The 18,323-nt window shown below is 44.5% G+C and carries 17 protein-coding genes; all 17 read right to left on the bottom strand.

The genetic code is table 11. The annotated features are described in order from the left end of the window. Positions 1 to 3: 3 nt before the first annotated feature. Entirely contained in the window at positions 4 to 3,600 is a 3,597-nt protein-coding gene (locus tag BACSA_RS11635; RefSeq protein WP_013618294.1) for a TonB-dependent receptor, read from the bottom strand. Positions 3,601 to 3,740: 140 nt separating this feature from the next. Further along, positions 3,741 to 4,667: a FecR domain-containing protein gene (locus BACSA_RS11630; protein WP_013618293.1), complete on the bottom strand. Its 927-nt coding sequence runs from the start codon at positions 4,665 to 4,667 to the stop codon at positions 3,741 to 3,743. A 493-nt stretch (positions 4,668 to 5,160) separates the two neighbouring features. Then, positions 5,161 to 5,718, bottom strand: a complete 558-nt coding sequence (locus BACSA_RS11625) for an RNA polymerase sigma-70 factor (protein ID WP_013618292.1) — start codon at positions 5,716 to 5,718, stop codon at positions 5,161 to 5,163. Between the two features lie 120 nt (positions 5,719 to 5,838). After that, positions 5,839 to 7,989, bottom strand: a complete 2,151-nt coding sequence (locus BACSA_RS11620) for a M3 family metallopeptidase (RefSeq protein WP_013618291.1) — start codon at positions 7,987 to 7,989, stop codon at positions 5,839 to 5,841. Positions 7,990 to 8,262: 273 nt separating this feature from the next. Next, positions 8,263 to 9,555, bottom strand: coding sequence for a tyrosine--tRNA ligase (gene tyrS, locus BACSA_RS11615; protein WP_013618290.1), 1,293 nt, complete (start codon positions 9,553 to 9,555; stop codon positions 8,263 to 8,265). Positions 9,556 to 9,630: 75 nt separating this feature from the next. Then, entirely contained in the window at positions 9,631 to 10,272 is a 642-nt protein-coding gene (locus BACSA_RS11610) for a TatD family hydrolase (protein ID WP_013618289.1), read from the bottom strand. Positions 10,273 to 10,302: 30 nt separating this feature from the next. Next, entirely contained in the window at positions 10,303 to 10,524 is a 222-nt protein-coding gene (yidD, locus tag BACSA_RS11605) for a membrane protein insertion efficiency factor YidD (protein ID WP_013618288.1), read from the bottom strand. Between the two features lie 3 nt (positions 10,525 to 10,527). After that, positions 10,528 to 10,923: a ribonuclease P protein component gene (gene rnpA / locus BACSA_RS11600; RefSeq protein ID WP_013618287.1), complete on the bottom strand. Its 396-nt coding sequence runs from the start codon at positions 10,921 to 10,923 to the stop codon at positions 10,528 to 10,530. Between the two features lie 111 nt (positions 10,924 to 11,034). Then, positions 11,035 to 11,715: a uroporphyrinogen-III synthase gene (locus BACSA_RS11595; protein WP_052305988.1), complete on the bottom strand. Its 681-nt coding sequence runs from the start codon at positions 11,713 to 11,715 to the stop codon at positions 11,035 to 11,037. A 71-nt stretch (positions 11,716 to 11,786) separates the two neighbouring features. Further along, entirely contained in the window at positions 11,787 to 12,596 is an 810-nt protein-coding gene (locus BACSA_RS11590) for a DUF4271 domain-containing protein (protein WP_013618286.1), read from the bottom strand. A gap of 86 nt (positions 12,597 to 12,682) precedes the next feature. After that, complete coding sequence (locus BACSA_RS11585) at positions 12,683 to 13,270, bottom strand: LOG family protein (protein ID WP_013618285.1); 588 nt, start codon at positions 13,268 to 13,270, stop codon at positions 12,683 to 12,685. A 107-nt stretch (positions 13,271 to 13,377) separates the two neighbouring features. Continuing rightward, a complete protein-coding gene (metK, locus tag BACSA_RS11580) occupies positions 13,378 to 14,673 on the bottom strand; it encodes a methionine adenosyltransferase (RefSeq protein ID WP_013618284.1) in 1,296 nt (431 codons plus the stop codon). A 195-nt stretch (positions 14,674 to 14,868) separates the two neighbouring features. Beyond that, complete coding sequence (gene folK, locus BACSA_RS11575) at positions 14,869 to 15,345, bottom strand: 2-amino-4-hydroxy-6-hydroxymethyldihydropteridine diphosphokinase (protein ID WP_013618283.1); 477 nt, start codon at positions 15,343 to 15,345, stop codon at positions 14,869 to 14,871. 2 nt (positions 15,346 to 15,347) lie between these two features. After that, positions 15,348 to 16,403, bottom strand: coding sequence for a tRNA preQ1(34) S-adenosylmethionine ribosyltransferase-isomerase QueA (queA, locus tag BACSA_RS11570; RefSeq protein ID WP_013618282.1), 1,056 nt, complete (start codon positions 16,401 to 16,403; stop codon positions 15,348 to 15,350). Positions 16,404 to 16,505: 102 nt separating this feature from the next. Beyond that, positions 16,506 to 17,201 (bottom strand): tRNA pseudouridine(55) synthase TruB, encoded by a 696-nt coding sequence (truB, locus tag BACSA_RS11565; RefSeq protein WP_013618281.1) that lies wholly within the window; start codon positions 17,199 to 17,201, stop codon positions 16,506 to 16,508. Beyond that, the gene (locus BACSA_RS11560; RefSeq protein WP_013618280.1) at positions 17,201 to 18,058 is read right to left on the bottom strand and encodes an undecaprenyl-diphosphate phosphatase; all 858 of its coding nucleotides are present in this window, start codon (positions 18,056 to 18,058) and stop codon (positions 17,201 to 17,203) included. Before BACSA_RS11560 ends, truB begins: the two co-directional genes overlap by 1 nt. After that, positions 18,058 to 18,312 carry a DUF3098 domain-containing protein gene (locus BACSA_RS11555; protein ID WP_013618279.1) on the bottom strand — a complete coding sequence of 85 codons (255 nt, stop codon included), beginning with the start codon at positions 18,310 to 18,312 and terminating at the stop codon, positions 18,058 to 18,060. Before BACSA_RS11555 ends, BACSA_RS11560 begins: the two co-directional genes overlap by 1 nt. Between the last annotated feature and the right edge of the window lie 11 nt (positions 18,313 to 18,323).

The following is an 18,323-nucleotide window of genomic DNA, read 5'->3' as shown; positions in this document are numbered from 1 at the left end:
TAATTAGAAAGTCAAATTCATACCTAAAGTATATGTCCGTGCTCGAGGATAAGTACCAAAATCCATATTCAGAGTCGGGAATATTCTCAAATTGCCAAACGTTCCCGCTCCTTGCGGAGTTGCATTCACTTCCGGATCGATTCCTGAATATCCTGTTATAGTAAACAGATTAGTACCAGTTAAATAAATACGTAATTTTTCTATGTGTAGCTTATCCAGCCACTTTTTAGGCATTGAATAACCTAAAGTCAAGGTCGATAAACGTAAATAAGAGCCATTTTCCAACCATTCAGAAGCTGTTATACCACTTTGATGATAAGGCAAATGATATTTCGCATTTGCATTCAAAGTCCGCAATTCATCTGGATCTGTAACAGGATACAAGTCTCCTGAAGCATTTACATTATAAATTTTGTAGGCTTCCGATACCCACTGCATACGCTGTGCCCCTATGCCATCATATTCTTGTCCAGAAGCATTAATCATGGCAGCAACATTATAAATCTTTCCGCCGGCACTCCAATTGAAATTGGATGAAAGATCCCAATTCTTATAATTGAAGTTCAACTGAAAACTTCCTGTATGACGAGGTACTACTTCACCTAAACATGTCGCATCATCCAAATCAACTATCCCATTATTATCTACGTCGCGGAATTTTGAAGCTCCTGGAAAAGCGGTTTGTCCTTCTGGCAAAGAAAAAGGATGCTTATAAGCTGCGGTCAAAGCTGAAGAAATATCAGGAATACCTTCTTTCAATATATATTGACCGTTTTCATAAATAAAATCATCTACATCATAAAAACCATCACTAATGAATCCACGTACCAAACCAATTGCTTTGCCTTCAATAAACATAAAATCTTGTTTTGGAACTAATGAAGAAGAGCCCCAATTGGAAGAGTAAATGTATTGTTCCGCATTAGGCAATTTATCAAGCTTATTCCGATTATAATTATAAATGGCACCTATATTGAAACGGAAGTCTCCATTATTCACAACATCAAAATTTACAGACAACTCCACACCTTTATTAGATGTTTTTCCAAAATTCTGGAACTGATAAGTATATCCTGTTGTATTATCTACAGGCACAGCCATCAACAAATCTTTTGTTGTATTCCAATAAACTTCAAGACTACCATTCAAACGGTTGTTGAAAAGACCAAAATCAAGCCCAATGTTTCGAGATATGGTTGTTTCCCATTTCAAATCAGGATTAGCCAACAAACCATCTGGACGATAGAAAGAACCCAACTCTCCATTAATCGGAGTATGATTATTGCTGGCTCCCAGGCTAGACCAAGTTTCACGCCATAAATTAGAATCTATATTATCACTACCAGAAGTACCATACGACAAGCGCAACTTCAAATTAGACAACCATTCCTTAGTGTCTTCCATAAACGGTTCTTCGGACAAACGCCAAGCAAAAGCACCGGCAGGGAAATATCCCCAACGATTGTTAGGCGCAAACTTAGATGAACCATCCGCACGGAATGTTGCCGTAAACAAATAACGGTCTTTCAACGTATACGATGCACGCCCAAAGAAAGACACAGTACGTTCTGGATTATTTACCGTATTTATTGCAGAAAAAGAAGAAGTAGCTGTATGAATCAAAGCCATTGTAGTTTCATAATCAAAACGCTCAGGATATCCTCGCCCCTCCATCTTTGATGATTCAGAAGCAGATTTAGTAATTTCATTACCTAATAAAATAGAAAAATCATGTTGCTTGTTCACATTGAAAGCATAATTCAAAGTTGTCACAGAACGTAACCCGTCACTCACACCACGGGTCAAATTGGCACGTTTATCTCCATTAGTATAACCATTTTCATAATAAGAATCTTTCGAAGATCCCCGCGTCAAAGACAATTCCGTACGAGCCGTTAAACCTTTAATGATTTCCCACGACAAAGCCGCCGACCCTCTCAATGAACGAGAATACGAACGATTAGTAATATCATTAATAAGTTCAACTGGATTATGCTTATCATCAATATTCGCAATACCAAAACTAAAACCAGACGCAACTTCTGAAAAATCAACTCCACCCAACGGATTATCAATCGGACGATAACGATAAGCACTAGAAACATTCGAACCTTTACCATTCGTCACATCTTCACGGCCATTCAGATTAGTTTCCGAATAACGTAAATCAAAATCAAAAGTCAATGTTTTAGCCAGCTTTTGTTGAAATTTCAATGACGTATTGAAACGATTGTAATCTGAATTTATTTTTATACCTTCATCATCAATATAACCTAATGAAAAAATTACTTTCGTATTTTTGGAACCTCCAGAAATGTTTACATTATGACTATGTGAAACAGCCGTACGCAAAACGTCATCTGTATAATCATGAGCTTTCACATTCGCATAATCCGCATAATGATTACCATATTTCGAGCCTAATCCAAAATATTTTTCCACAGCATCTTGATTGGCAGTACCTCTGGAAGCCGCATAACTCCAGTTATGCAAAATATAATCTTGAGCTGAAAGGGTCTCTAATGTTTTAGATACTTGTTTCATTTGCACGTAACCCTCATAAGAAACCGATATACGTCCTTCTTTTGTACCTTTAGTCGTTACAAGAATAACACCATTTGCACCGCGAGCTCCGTAAATTGCTGTTGAAGCCGCATCTTTCAATACATCTATCGATTCAATATCAGATGCTGGAATATCGCTAATATCACTTACTGGAAATCCGTCTACTACATAAAGCGGTTCATTAGACTGAGTAATTGAACCACCTCCACGTACGCGAACAGAAATTGTAGCACCAGGACGACCATCTTGAGAAACAACATTTACCCCTGGCAATTTACCTTGTAAAGCTTGAGCAACATTTGATACCGGATTTTTCTGTATTTCAGTACCCTTTACAGATGCAACAGCTCCTGTTAAATCCCTACGTTTTACCGTTCCATATCCAATCACCACCACTTCGTCCAATGCTTGTGCATCTTCTTCCAGCCGAATCATTATTTCCTTTTTCGCACCCACCTTCACATTCTGACTCACAAAACCGATATAGGAGACTTGAAGCGTTGCATTTTCGGGGACATCGAGGGTAAAGCGTCCGTCGAAGTCGGTAATGGTACCGGTTGTAGTGCCTTTTACCATGATGTTGGCACCGATGATAGGCTCACCGTTCGCGTCCGTTACCACACCTTTGATGGTGTTTCCGGACGTTTGTTGCACGGAAACAAGGGCTTCCTTCTTGCTCCGTTTCATCAGCATGATGTTCTTGCCTTCCATGGCATAATCGACATCTGTGCCTTCGAACACTTCGTCAAGAACTTCCGATACCGGACGGTTCTCGGCACGGACATTCACGTTGCGGTCGAGGTCGACCTCATTGACATCGTACACAAACAGGTAATCAGTCTGTTCTTCTATCTCACTCAGCACTTGAGCCGTAGAGATACCGGATGACACTACCGTCACCCGCATGTTCTGGGAATAAGATTCGGTGGCATACGTTGTGCCCACGAATAGAAATAAGGCTAAAAAAGCGTTTCTCATAACTCGGAATGAATGTTTAAATGGTACAATAAATTCCTGATACAAATTATTTTTCATAAATTTGCGCATTAAATTTTAGGTTTCTACTTAAAGTTTATGTTCTCTTTTTTGGCGAGGGACGGTGTGGCAGCACTGTCCCTTTTTCTTCAGGTCTGCATTATTCCATAGGCGTTCTTCATTAAAGGTTTTTATTCTGGTTAATTGATTGTAATCGTATTGGTCTCGTCGTCCTTCGTATACGTGAAGCGGTTGCTCAGCCTCAAGACACGAAGCACGTGCTCGATTCCGTCTCCGGTGCGGAACTTGCCGGTATAATGATTGCGGAGGATGTTGCGGTTGTTCACCTCGATGTTTACTCCGTAATACAATTCCAGTTTCTCCATCATATCCTTCAGGGAAATGTCGTGAAAGCAAATCAGCCCTTCCCTCCAGCGGAAATAGTCCATTTCCCTGATGCTTCCCTTCACCAGCTTATCGCCTTGCAGGCTCAACCGGGTATCAGGTTCCAATCCGACATGAACGCCTTGCGCCAGTACATCGATTTTGCCTTTCAAGAGCGAGGTTTCCCAAATGCTGTCGTTCGGATAGGCTATCACATTAAACTCGGTACCCAACGCACGCACATCGTAACGGTTCGTCTCTACGATAAACGGATGTTCCGCATCCGACTTGACCGCAAAATAACCTTCACCGTCCAGTTTCACCTTGCGGGTATCCTCGCCGAACGAACCGGGGAACGTCAGGCGGCTCCGCGAATTGAGCCATACTTTCGTACCGTCCGCCAGCACCAGTTCAGCCCGTTGTCCTGCGGGCACATAGACAGACTGGAGCGCATCGGGCTTCTCCGGCTTATTCCACACATAATAGCTGCCCACGAAAACCAAGGCAAAGATTGCCGCTATCTTCAGCATTTCCACGACCGGCTTCTTCCATGAGAAACGTTTTGCGGGAGCAGGTTCGTCCAGAGAAATGTCCGTACGCCACAAAGTGATATCGTACAGCTTGCGTTGCGCCCTGTACGCCTGCAAGTGTTCGGGACTTTCTTCAATCCACTCCAGCACTTGCTTTCGTTCGGCTTCCGTTACGTCTCCGGCTATGTATCGTTGTAATAAATCGGTATTCATCTTTTAGTATCGGCTTTTGTAGGTATAACGACCGAGCGAGGCATTACCCTAAACGGAAAGGCAAGAAAAATCGTTTTTTTTAGTTTGCAGCAGAATAAAAGGACACAGACAGACACAGATTTTTACTTTCCTGTCATGCCGGATTTGTAATCCGGCGTAATCGAAGAATCGGATTTGCAATCCGAAACCGTTGCAGATAATGCGGATTACAAATCCGCAAAACTGATTACGCTGGATTGCAAATCCAGCGTGACATCTGCAGGGAGACGCCACAATGTGACGTCTCTACAAGATGCATTGTCTTTCGCTAACCAACCTTATTCTATTACATACAGGCTGCATAAGGCAAGGCAACCTGCTTCATGAACGGTTTTCCTCTGTTAAAACTTTAGTTTCAGCAAGGGAAAACTATAGTTTCAGCATGCTGAAACTACCTTGAAACTTATATAAGGATGAGAAAGAAAGCGGTTGCATGCCCGTTCCTGCCCTATTGTCAGAATCGCAAATGCGGGTAGAAAAAGCAAAGCAAGGGAAGGTAATCCTTCAACGCTACGCGAAGCGTTTTCAATGCTTTCGAGATGTGATACTCCACGCCCTTGACCGAGATGCCCAACGCTTCGGCTATCTCACGGTTCGACTTGTCCTTAAAGCGGCTCAAGACAAATGCCTGGCGGGTCTGTTCGGGAAGTTGATAGAGCGTCTGACGCACGATACGCCCGATTTCATTCGAAAAAATACCGTCGGGCGAACACGCTTCGAGGCTCGAGATGCGAAGGGAAAGCTCGCGGCTCTGCCAATCGGCAAACGTCTCGAAAGCTGTCATCCTCACCTGCTCGTGCTTCAGCCAGTCGAGCGCCTTGTGCTTCAAAATAGTAAATAAAAGGGGAGCAATCTCCTCAACGGACGTTATCTCCATTTTCTCCCACAAGGCTATCAGCGCCTCGGAAGCAATATCCTCTGCTACCGCCTCATCGTGGACGTACGACTTGGCAAAGCTGAACGCCTTTTTATAGTAAGAGGTGTAGATAAACGAAAACGAAATGTCCGGCATGTCGAAGATAATTAAGAGTGAATAATGAATAATTAATAATGAACAATGAATAGTTAATAACGGTGGATGTCTCTGATTGCCGTTATTAACTATTCACTTTTAATTGTTAATTAACTATGTTTATTCCTTATCTTGTTTCAAAGGCGCAGGAGTATCCAAGCCACGTTTCTCGAGCAACCACTTGATATCGGGACCTTTTCCGCGGAAATTGACGTACATATCCATCGCGTCATCAATGCCGCCCGGCGTGAGGACATACTTGCGGAACTTGCTTGCCACTTCGGGGTCGAACAGGTTTCCGCTCTCTACGTATGCTCCGAACGCATCACAATCGAGCACTTCCGCCCAGATGTAGCTATAATATCCGGCGGTATAACCCCCGCCCATGGTATGCGCGAAATAGGTAGTGCGGTAACGCGACGGTATCTGCTTCAGCAAACCACGGTCGCCCAAGGTCTTGGCTTCGAACTCCATCACGTCCATATCGGCAGGCACCGACTTCAGCGTATGGAAATCCATATCCAGAAGCGATGCAGCAAGGTATTCCACCGTAGCGAAACCTTGTCCGTACTTACTGCTCTTGTCGTATTTCTCTACCAGTTCGGTCGGCATGACCTCGCCTGTCTTGTAATGTTTCGCATACACCTGCAACATTTCCGGCTCGAAGGTGAAATGCTCATCGATTTGAGAAGGAAGCTCCACGAAATCGCGGGGCACACCGCTCACGCCTGTATAGTGCACATCGCAAAAGAGCGAATGCAGCCCGTGTCCGAACTCATGGAAAAGCGTAGTCGCTTCATCCGGGCTCAAAAGGGCAGGCTCACCTGCCGACGGCTTGGTGAAATTGCATACAATCGTAACTACAGGCACCACCTTGTTGCCGTTCTCATCATACGACTGGGGACGGTATTCGCCGCACCATGCGCCTCCGCTCTTGCTGGCACGTGGGAAGAAATCGAAATAAAGGATGCCCAAGGGCTTTCCGTCCTTGTCGATACACTCGAACACCTGCGCTTCGGGATGCGGCTTCGGCATGTATTCCAAGGGACGGAACGTAATGCCATACAAGCGTTTTGCCATATAGAAAGCACCGTCGCGCACGTTGTTCAGTTCCAGATACGGACGGATTTCGTTCTCGTCCATGTCGTATTTATGCTTTTTCGCTTTTTCGAAGTAATAACGCCAGTCCCAGCCTTCCGGCTCAAAATCGTTGCCCTCGCGCTTGATTTCCGCCTTGATATCAGCCAACTCTTCCTTCGCCTTGGCAAGAGCAGGTGTCCAAAGCTGGTTAAGCAGGTCGTACACGTTCTTTTCGTTCTTCGCCATACGGTCTTCCAACACCATCGAGGCATAGTCTTCATAGCCCATCAGCTTGGCTTTTTCCAGACGTGCCGTAATCAGGTCGCGCACCACTTGCTTGTTGTCGGCATCGTTCCCGTTATTTCCCCGATTGATATAAGCCTTATAAATACGCTCGCGCAACGCACGGTTATCGGCATATTGCAAGAAAGGCATGATGCTGGGGTTATGCAAGGTAAACACCCATTTGCCTTCTTCACCCATGCCCTTAGCGGTCTCGGCGGCCTGTGCTATCAGGCTGGCTGGCAGCCCGCTCAAGTCTTTCTCGTCTGTAATGACCAGCTTGAAAGCGTTGGTTTCTTTCAGCATGTTTTGCTCGAACGTAATCTGAAGCGTCGAAATCTTCTCGTTCAACGCCCGAAGCTTCTGCTGGTCGGCATCGCTCAGGTTGGCTCCGCTCCGTACAAAGCTTTTATACGTTTCCTCTAATAACTTAGCCTGTTCCTTATCGAGATTGAATTTCGTACGGTTCTCATATACTTCCTTCACCCGCTGGAACAAGCGTTTGTTCAGCGAAATGTCATCGCTATGAGCCGAAAGCAACGGAGCCATTTCCTGCTCCAACGCCTGCATCTCGGCGTTCGTATTGCATCCGCTCTGCCCAAAGAATACATAGGCTACCCGGTTCAGCATCACTCCGCTACGGTCGAGCGCCACAATGGTATTTTCGAAATCGGGCATCGAGCGCTGGTTTACTATGGCATCGATTTCCTGTTTCTGCTCTTCCATCCCTTTCAGGAACCCTTCACGGTAATCCGCAACCGTAATCTGTTCGAACGGCGGAACCCCGTAAGGCGTGTTGAACTCGCTCAGGAACGGATTGACATGTCCCGTTGCGTCTTGTCCGTAAACCGCCACGCCTGCAGCAAAGCATACGGCAAACATCAGTCTTTTACAAACATTTATCTTCATAATTCCTTTATTTTTCATTTCGTGCGCTAAATTACGGAATTTTTCAAGAAAAGGAAATCAAAATACGCTATCTTTGTAAAAATAATAGCCAAACCCAACTGATTATGAATAGAATTGAACACGGAGACACAAAGGCACAGAGTTTTTTTTATTGTCAATTTCTCCGTGTCTCTGCGTCTCTGTGTTCAATATAAAAGATTAACGGATTTTTCGCTCATTTCTGATTGACTATAACTTTAAAATCCGTGTAATCTGTGGTGAATAGCTTTATACTTACTTCGCGATAATCAAATAATAATTCTTCTTGCCGCGCTGAACGAGCAAGTATTTCTCATCCAGCAAATCATCGGCGGTAATCACTTGGTCGAATGCGGTAAGCTTTTCCTTGTTCAGCGATACGCCTCCGCCTTGCGTCATCTTACGCATCTCGCCTTTCGAGGGGAAAATAGCGGCTTTCTCCACAAACAAGTCTACAGCCTTGATGCCGGCTTCTATTTCGCTCTTAGCCACCTCAAACTGAGGCACACCTTCGAATACGGAAAGCAACGTGTCTTCGTCCAGACGCTTCAAGGCATCAGAAGTGGCGTTTCCGAAAAGAATGCCCGATGCTTCTACCGCTGCATTATAATCTTCCTCAGAGTGTACCATGACGGTAACTTCTCGTGCCAAACGTTTCTGGAGCACACGCAAGTGTGGAGCTTCCTTGTGTTCGGCAATCAACGCATCGATTTCTTCTTTCGTAAGCGAAGTGAATATCTTGATGTAGCGTTCGGCATCTTCATCGCTCACGTTCAGCCAGAACTGGTAGAATTTATAAGGAGAGGTATAACGTGCATCCAACCATACGTTTCCGCTTTCGGTCTTGCCGAACTTCGTGCCGTCGGCTTTCGTCACCAGCGGACAGGTAAGGGCGAACACTTCTCCCCCATTGGTACGGCGAATCAATTCGGCACCCGTAGTGATGTTCCCCCACTGATCGCTTCCGCCTAATTGGAGCTTGCATCCGCGGGTTTCATATAAATGCAAAAAGTCATATCCCTGGAGCAACTGATAGGTGAACTCGGTAAATGAAAGTCCGTCGCGTGCTTCGCCGTTCAAGCGTTTCTGTACAGAATCTTTCGCCATCATATAGTTGACGGTGATGTGCTTGCCTACGGTACGGGCGAAGTCAAGGAAAGTAAAGTCTTTCATCCAATCGTAATTGTTCACCAGTTCTGCACGGTTCGGGGCATCCGACTCGAAGTCGAGAAATTTGCCCAACTGCTTCTTGATGCACTCTTGGTTATGGCGCAAGGTTTCTTCATCCAGCAGATTCCGCTCCTGCGATTTGCCGGAAGGGTCGCCAATCATACCTGTAGCTCCGCCCACCAAAGCCAAAGGCTTGTGTCCGCAACGCTGGAAATGCCGCAACATCATTACACCACACAAGTGTCCGATATGCAAGGAGTCGGCAGTAGGGTCGATACCCAAGTAAGCCGTTACCATTTCTTTTTCCAACAATTCTTCTGTGCCCGGCATCATGTTATGCACCATTCCGCGCCATTTTAATTCTTCTACAAAATTCATCGAATGAGATTCTTAGTTTAACATTATATTAAAGTCAACGGCAAAAGTACGACACTTTATCTGAATAACCAATTTTTACCGGTTAAAAAAGAGCGAGTTAACCGTCCGGCTGACATTATCCGCCAATAAATCCGGATGGATTCCACGTATCTCTGCCGCCCTATGGTATAAGGTACAGATAGGCACACGGCTCTCATCGGTTTCCAGCAAGAAGGTTCCTTCAGGCATATACCGCAATGCATCCGCGTGATAATGTTCGCCGAAAGAGAGGTAAAACCCTTGCCTTACGAGACTCTGCGCCAGTTCCTTTTTCCCCCGAAAGCCGTGGACAATCCAAGGCTGGGAAGGATGAATTTCTTTTTTCAAGGCAATCAATTCATTATAAACCTTTACGGCATGGATAACCAGAGGCAGGCGGTAGTGTTCGGAAAGAGAAACTATCATGCGGAAAGCTTCCTCTTGCAAGGAAAAAGGCGCATGGCAACACTTATCAAGCCCCGCTTCTCCCAAAGCAATCACCCGCTTGTCTTTTCCCAACACAGATTCTATCCACCGGAGCTGCATCGGATAATTCTCGGAAGTAAGATGCCACGGATGTATCCCCACCGAAAGCCACATAGCTTCATCGGGTAAGGGAATATACTTGCTATCGGCATTGAATATAGCTTCGGAAGGAGATGCAGATAAGTGATGAGTATGGACATCAAAACACATCATAATAAATGAAGAATCCTCTGTGGTGAATAACTAAGGAACAGGATCGTATCCCGAACCTCCCCACGGATGGCACCGCAACAGGCGGCGTATGGCAAGGTAAAGCCCTTTGAACGGACCGTGTTTCTTTATTGCCTGAACGGCATATTCCGAACATGTGGGTGTAAACCGGCACGATGGAGGCGTAAAGGGAGAAATGCAGTTCCGATAAAAATAAATGGGAAGTAAAAGCAAAAACGAAAGTATCTTTTTCATGCTTCATCCGACACGCTCCGCTATCAGCTGGAGCAATTTTTTCACTTTTTCCTCTACTTCCGGAGAAGCATGAAGCTCATCATCGAGCCAAATGAAAGCGATCGCAAGTTTCTTGCCTTTTGCTTCTAAAGCATCTGTCAGCAGAGACTTGTTTTTACGGTAGGCTTCCCTGATTTGCCGTTTCACCCGATTGCGCTTTACCGCACGCTTGAAACGCTTTTTAGAGACACTAATCAAGACAGAGACCGCAGGAAGGCCTGCATTTTCCACCGGCATATAAACAGCACGCAAAGGGAAAACAGCCAATGACTTGCTGCCTCCTGCAAACAATTTGCCAATCAATAGCAAACTGCTTAAATGTTCCTTTTTCGGGAAAGTGTTTTTTACCGGTTCTTCCATAGTTTGAATAGTAAAGAAACGCAGATTAATGCAGTTTTTCACAGACTTATATTATCCGCGCCAACCTGCGTTAATCTGCGTTTCAATATATACCGATTATACCGATGAATCTTATTTATTATGTTCGCGGATAAACATATCCAATGCGGCAGGCATCGAAGGAGCGGCTACCGTAGGAGCTTCCAAATCCAGACGCAATCCTGCATCTTTTACCGCCTTTGCCGTAGTCGGACCGAAACTTCCGATGGCGATATCCTTCTGTTCGAACTTGGGGAAGTTCTTCATCAATGATTGGATTCCCGCCGGGCTGAAGAAAATCAGCATATCGTAATCGAACTTCTCTTCCGGCGTGAAATCATTGCTCACCGTACGGTACATCACCGCTTCGGTATGCTGGATGTGATGCTTGTCCAACAAATCCTTCACTTCATCATTATGTACATCCGACATCGGTATCAAATACTTTTCCGTACCGTGCTTAATGATGGCAGGCAACAAATCCACAAACTTGCCTGTAGCGCCGAAGAATACTTTCCGCTTACGATATTGCACATATTTCTGAATATACAAAGCAATGGTTTCCGACGTACAGAAATATTTCATGGTTTCCGGAACCGTTACGCGAAGCTCTGTACACAAATTAAAGAAGTGATCAATAGCGTGGCGCGAAGTAAACACAACGGCAGTATGATCCAGAATAGAAATCTTCTGTTGTCTAAATTCCTTTGCCGACAAACTCTCAACTTTTATAAAGGGGCGAAAATCTATTTTCACTCCATACTTCTCAGCAATGTCAAAATAAGGTGACTTTTCTGATGTAGGTTTAGGCTGAGAAACGAGGACTTTTTTTAATCTTCAAGGCACTAAAAATTTAAAATCACAATCTGGTTTATATAGAGGATTCCTTTTGCCAATAGCAGAAGGGGTACCATTTCGAGGGCACAAAAGTACAGAATAAAATGAAGAAAACCATAACTTTGACTGAAAAAGTTTAGAAAGCCCTTATAATATAACAATATTTTAGCGAAAATCAGAATAAATAGTATAAAAATACTGCCAATATGAAACCAAAGATTGTAATAGATAATAAGCAAAATAACCGGGAAAAGTAAAAAGCATTGACCGCTTAACGTATCAAAATAAGCCTGAATCCACGCACGGCTTCCTTCTTTTTCGAAGAATATCCAATTGACGAAAGTATAGCTTCCCCACTTCAGCAACAAATAAAAAAAAGCAATCAATATATAGATGCCTATCATCGCTTCATGAGGGGTAACATAAAACAATGCAGGAAACTTCTCCACCGAATAGCAATAGAAAAAAAGCCCATAAAAAATACAGGAAAGCAAGGGCAATATAATCACAGCTCCATTGCTCGAACCGGAAGTATCGTCAAACAAGCTGTTGCGTTCTTTATGTTGGAACAGGCTTTTGAGGTGTTGAAAGATATATTTCCTTCCGTTTTTCAACGCGTATGAGAAAAGAAGGAAACAGAGTAAAAGCAAACATGTGACCGACCATTCGGAACGAAACTGATAGGGCAAAGGCTCGCCCCGCATACCGGCACCGGAAGCCGTCTGCATGCTTCTTGCCAAAGCACTGTCGAGCAGCAACTCCTGCTCGTATACCTTTTCTACGATGTATTCGAATCCGACGGGACAAGTCTCGTTCATAAGTCTGTATAAATTAATAATGTCTCCCCCCGAAGAAACAGAAGAATAAAAAACTCTGTGTCCTCCGTGGTGAATAAAAAGAACTGTTACACTTCTGCAAATTTACGGATTTCTTTGTTCCAAAGCGGAATTGTACAGCACAAATTTACGGCCTCATCGGGAGTAAAAGCTATTTCCCACAAAGCTTCGTGTTCCCGACGCATGAAATGTTGGCCAATCGCTTTTTCCAGCATCTCAATCAAGGGATTATAAAAACCGCATGTATTCAATATCACAATCGGTTTATCGTAAATTCCCAATTGCTTCCAGGTAATGATTTCCAGCAATTCTTCCATGGTGCCGCATCCACCCGGAAGCGCAATGACTGCATCCGACATCTTTGCCATCAACTCCTTGCGCTCGTGCATCGTTTCAGTCTCCATCAACTGTGTCAAACCGGAATGATGCCAGCCCCGCTCTACCATAAACCGGGGAATAACGCCCGTTACCGTACCGCCTGCGGCAAGGACTGTATTGTTAAGGCACCCCATCAACCCTACCTTACCTGCCCCGTCAATCAAGTTTATCCCTTTTTCCGCCAAAAGATATCCCAGCCTTTCGGCAGCTTCAAAATAAACCGGAGCAATTTGCGGGCTGGATGCGCAATATACACAGATATTCTTTATTTCACTCATAATGTCAAGTGATTCATGAAACGCAGATTAACACAGATTTTCACAGATAAATTAAAAAATTCTTTCTGCGTTAATCTGCGAAAATCTGCGTTTCCATTATAATTATTTTACTTCAACCCGAAAGCCGCTTTCACTTTATCCACATAGTCCAGTTTTTCCCATGTGAAAAGCTCCACTTCCACATCTTTGTTGCCTTCGTAAAGCGATTCGAAATGCTTGGTCACAACCTTCGGTTCACGCCCCATGTGTCCATAGGCAGCCGTTTCACTATAAATCGGATAACGAAGCTTCAACCGTTCTTCAATGGCACGCGGACGCATGTCGAAAATTTCATCAATTTTCTTGGCGATTTCCCCATCGCTCATGGTTACATGGCTTTTTCCGTACGTATTGACATATATATTAATCGGACGTGCCACACCTATCGCATACGATACCTGTACCAATATCTCATCAGCCACACCGGCTGCTACCAGATTCTTGGCAATATGGCGTGCGGCGTATGCGGCACTACGGTCTACCTTGCTGGGGTCTTTCCCCGAAAATGCACCTCCGCCATGAGCGCCTGCGCCTCCATACGTATCTACAATAATCTTACGTCCCGTCAGACCGGTATCTCCATGAGGACCTCCGATAACGAACTTGCCGGTCGGATTGACATGATAGTGGATTTTATCATTGAACAGTTTCAAAACATCCGGGTTATGGATTCCGGCAATTACACGAGGCATCAAAATATGAATTACATCCTCGTAAATCTGTTTAACCATCGCTTCATCTGCCTTCAACTGAGCCTCTTTCGAGTCGTCTTCGGGCAAAATGAATTCATCGTGTTGGGTAGAAATCACAATCGTGTCAATGCGAACCGGACGCCGGTTGTCATCATATTCAATAGTTACCTGACTTTTGGCATCCGGGCGCAGATAGGTCATCACCTTGCCTTCCCGGCGGATTTCTGCCAATACCATCAATAACTTATGTGCCAAATCAAGCGATAGCGGCATATAGTTCTCGGTCTCGTTTGTAGCATAACCGAACATCATGCCTTGGTCGCCCGCACCTTGGTTCATCGGGTCTTCGCGCTCTACACCGCGGTTAATATCCGGACTTTGCTCGTGAATAGCGGAAAACACTCCGCACGAATTGCCTTCGAACATGTATTCGCTCTTGGTATAACCGATGCGGTTAATCACTTCGCGCGCCACCCGTTGAAGGTCGATGTAAGCCTTGGTTTTCACTTCTCCTGCCAGCACTACCTGTCCGGTAGTAACCAATGTTTCGCAAGCTACTTTCGAACTGGGGTCATAAGCCAACAGTTTGTCAAGCACAGCGTCGGAAATCTGATCCGCCACTTTGTCGGGGTGTCCTTCTGACACCGATTCGGATGTGAATAAATATCCCATTTCTGTTTTATAAATTAAAAGGATTAATAAATGCCGTGTACGGACAAGAGTAGGAATCGCAAGATGCGGGAGAATCTGATGAAATGTGTTTTAGCATTTTTTTCCGTGGTTGCAAGCTACTCAAATCTTTCCACTTTTTAGTTCGGGCGCAAAGATACGCATATTCCTTGGAATAACGATGAAGTGAAGATGTATTTAACATATTTTCCCGCACATTTCTTCGTACAGTTCTCCAAATGTTTTCCCAATCCCAGGATGTTCGATTTCTCTTGCTATCTCCAGCAAAGGCTTCATCACAAATTCACGTTGGAGCATAAGGGGATGAGGAAGCGTGAGCTCAGGGGTCTGTATAATCTCCTTATCATATAGCAGAAGGTCAATATCGATGATGCGGTCGTGATACACGTTTCTTTCTGATTTCTGGGTACGCCCTAACATGCGCTCTATTTCCTGTGTCCGATGCAATACTTCCCATGGCGATAGAGATGTTTCAACACATACCGCCGCATTCAGAAAACTATTTTCCGACGTAAATCCCCAAGGAGCGGTTTCATAAAAAGAAGATAGGGAAAGCACTTTCCCTATCTTCTCGCTTATACCACAAACGGCTCTATGTAAATTTGCCGCTTTATCTCCTAAGTTCGTTCCCAAACCTAAATAAACATGTGCCATAATCATTTATTCAAAATCAGCATGGCATCCCCGTATGTTCCGAAACGGTAGTCTTCTTTCAAAGCCATCTGATAGGCATCCATAATCAACTCATAACCTCCGTATGAACAGGTTAACATCAACATGGTGGATAAAGGCATGTGGAAATTGGTCACCATCGCATCGGGCAACACAAAGTCGTATGGCGGAAAGATAAACTTATTGGTCCAACCTTCATATTCCTTTAAATGCCCGTCGGTTCCTGTAGCCGTTTCTACGGCACGCATCACGCTTGTACCTACCGCGCATACTTTATGGTCGTTGTCTTTAGCTGTATTTACAATCTTACAAGCCTCTGCATTGATAAACATTTGTTCCGAATCCATTTTATGCTTGGTCAAGTCTTCCACATCGATATCGCGGAAGCAACCCAATCCGCAATGCATGGTAATGAACGCAAAGTTTATCCCTTTAATTTCCATGCGTTTCATCAGCTCACGGCTGAAATGCAATCCTGCAGCCGGAACGGTCACGGCTCCTTCGTTCTTGGCAAAAATGGTCTGGAAGCGTTCCGTATCTTCGGGTTCTGCCGGACGGCGGATAAAGGGAGGCAATGGAGGCTCACCCAACGCATAAAGCGCTCTCTTGAATTCATCATGCGGACCGTCATAAAGAAAACGCAAGGTACGCCCGCGCGAAGTCGTATTGTCTATCACCTCTGCCACCATCGAATCATCATCGCCGAAGTAAAGCTTATTGCCTATACGGATTTTCCGGGCAGGGTCTACCAAAACATCCCATAAACGCAATTCTTCGTTCAACTCACGCAATAAGAAAACTTCAATACGCGCGCCGGTCTTTTCCTTATTTCCATATAAACGGGCAGGAAATACTTTTGTATCATTGAAAATAAACACATCCTGGTCATCAAAATAATTCAGGATATCCTTGAATATCACATGCTCAATTTCTCCCGTAGACTTATGTACCACCATCAGCCGAGATTCGTCTCTGTACTTTACCGGATGCAACGCTATTCTTTCTTCCGGCAACTTGAATTTAAATTGTGATAGTTTCATATCTTTGAGTTTTAAGTTTATGAGTTTGTGAGTTTTTAAGTTCTTGAGCTTTTAAGTTTGTGGGTTTGTGACTTCGAACTTAAGAACTTAAAATCTAAAGAACTAAAAATCTATTTCTTGCTGCTCCAGCCAGCCTTCAAAATCTTCTACCTTCATACAATCTTCCAGAACAATGTCTCCTACCCGCGTACGGATAAGTCCTGTCAGATGTGCACCGCTATGCAACGCTTCACCAATATCACGCGCCAACGCACGGATATAAGTACCTTTACTGCATACCACGCGTATTTTTATCTCAGGCAAATTACATTCCAACAATTCGATTTCATCTATTACCAAAGTCTTCGGTTTCAATTGTACCTCATCGCCTTTACGTGCCAGTTCGTAAGCGCGTTTCCCGTCTACCTTACAAGCCGAAAAGGCGGGAGGAATCTGTTCTATCGCCCCTACAAACCGCTGCAATGTTTCTTCTACCAATTCCCGGGTAATGTGTTCCGTAGGATAGGTGGCGTCGATTTCCTTTTCCAAATCATACGAAGGGGTTGTAGCGCCCAATTGCAACGTAGCCACATATTCCTTAGTATGATACTGGAACTCTTCAATCCGTTTTGTCGCTTTCCCTGTGCAGATAATCATCACTCCTGTAGCCAAAGGGTCGAGCGTTCCCGCATGTCCTACCTTTATCTTTTTCACACCTAATTTCCGGCTGATGTGATACCTTATTTTATTGACAAGCGCAAACGATGTCCATCGGTACGGCTTGTCAAAATACAACACCTCTCCTTCTTTAAAGTTCATCAAACAAGCTCTAAATTATATCCCAAACAACTCATTATCAAAATCACGCCGCCTACAATGATGCGATACCACCCGAATGCGGCAAACCCGTATTTCGTCACGAAGCTGATAAAAAACTTAATGGCAAGCATTGCCACGACAAAAGCCACTGCATTCCCGATAATCAAAGCCTCCATATTGCTTACGATAATCTCTGTCCCGCCTTCCATAAACAACTTGAACATCTTGTACACCGTAGCGGCAAACATCGTAGGCACAGCCAGGAAGAACGAGAATTCCGCCGCGGCCTTACGCGTCAACTTCTGTGCCATACCCCCTACGATAGTCGCCATCGAACGGGACACACCCGGTATCATGGAGATACATTGAAACAATCCGATATAAAAGGCGCGTTTCTCGGTCAGCTTTGTCTCTTCGCTTCCATTTCCGAAAAGCTTGTCGCAAAACAACATAAACACACCTCCGATAATCAGCATTACCGCTACCACAATCACGCTTTCCAGCATAGCGTCTATCATATCGCTGAACAAAAGCCCCAATACAGCCGCCGGGATAAAAGCGACAAACAGCTTCCAGTAAAAATCGTAGGTATGAAGAAAGCGTTTAAGTGCCGAAGCCCCTTCAGGTGCAGGCGTATGGTTGAGGCGGAAAAAACGTTTCCAATACAAACATACCACCGACAGAATGGCTCCAAACTGGATGATAAACGTAAATGCTTTTACAAACTCGGTGCTTTCCACTCCCAACACGTGCTGGGTGATAATCATGTGACCCGTAGAAGATACCGGCAAAAACTCGGTCAGCCCTTCTACTATCGCAATGATGATGGTCTGAAATACGTTCAAATCCCCTTCCATCACTTCCCTTCGCTTTTAGTGTCCTCCGCCTGGTCTTTCGGCTTGTGGAGTATTCCGTAAATCATAAAGACAAATCCCAAGAAACAAACCGCAGGCGCCACTTTGATGCGGCGTACGCTGAATATGTCAGGCTCGAATGCCGTTTCGGTCGAACCGGGACCCGACATCAGCAGGAATCCGATGATAATCACGACCATTCCTATCGCCAAGAGCTTGAAATTGGTCTTATCAAAGGCAAAGTTCTTTTTATCCATACCGTATAAAT

Origin of the sequence: Phocaeicola salanitronis DSM 18170, assembly GCF_000190575.1 — a bacterium.
GTDB lineage: Bacteria > Bacteroidota > Bacteroidia > Bacteroidales > Bacteroidaceae > Phocaeicola > Phocaeicola salanitronis.
The sequence above is the reverse complement of the archived record's forward strand: the minus strand, read 5'-3'. Positions and strand labels throughout refer to the sequence as shown.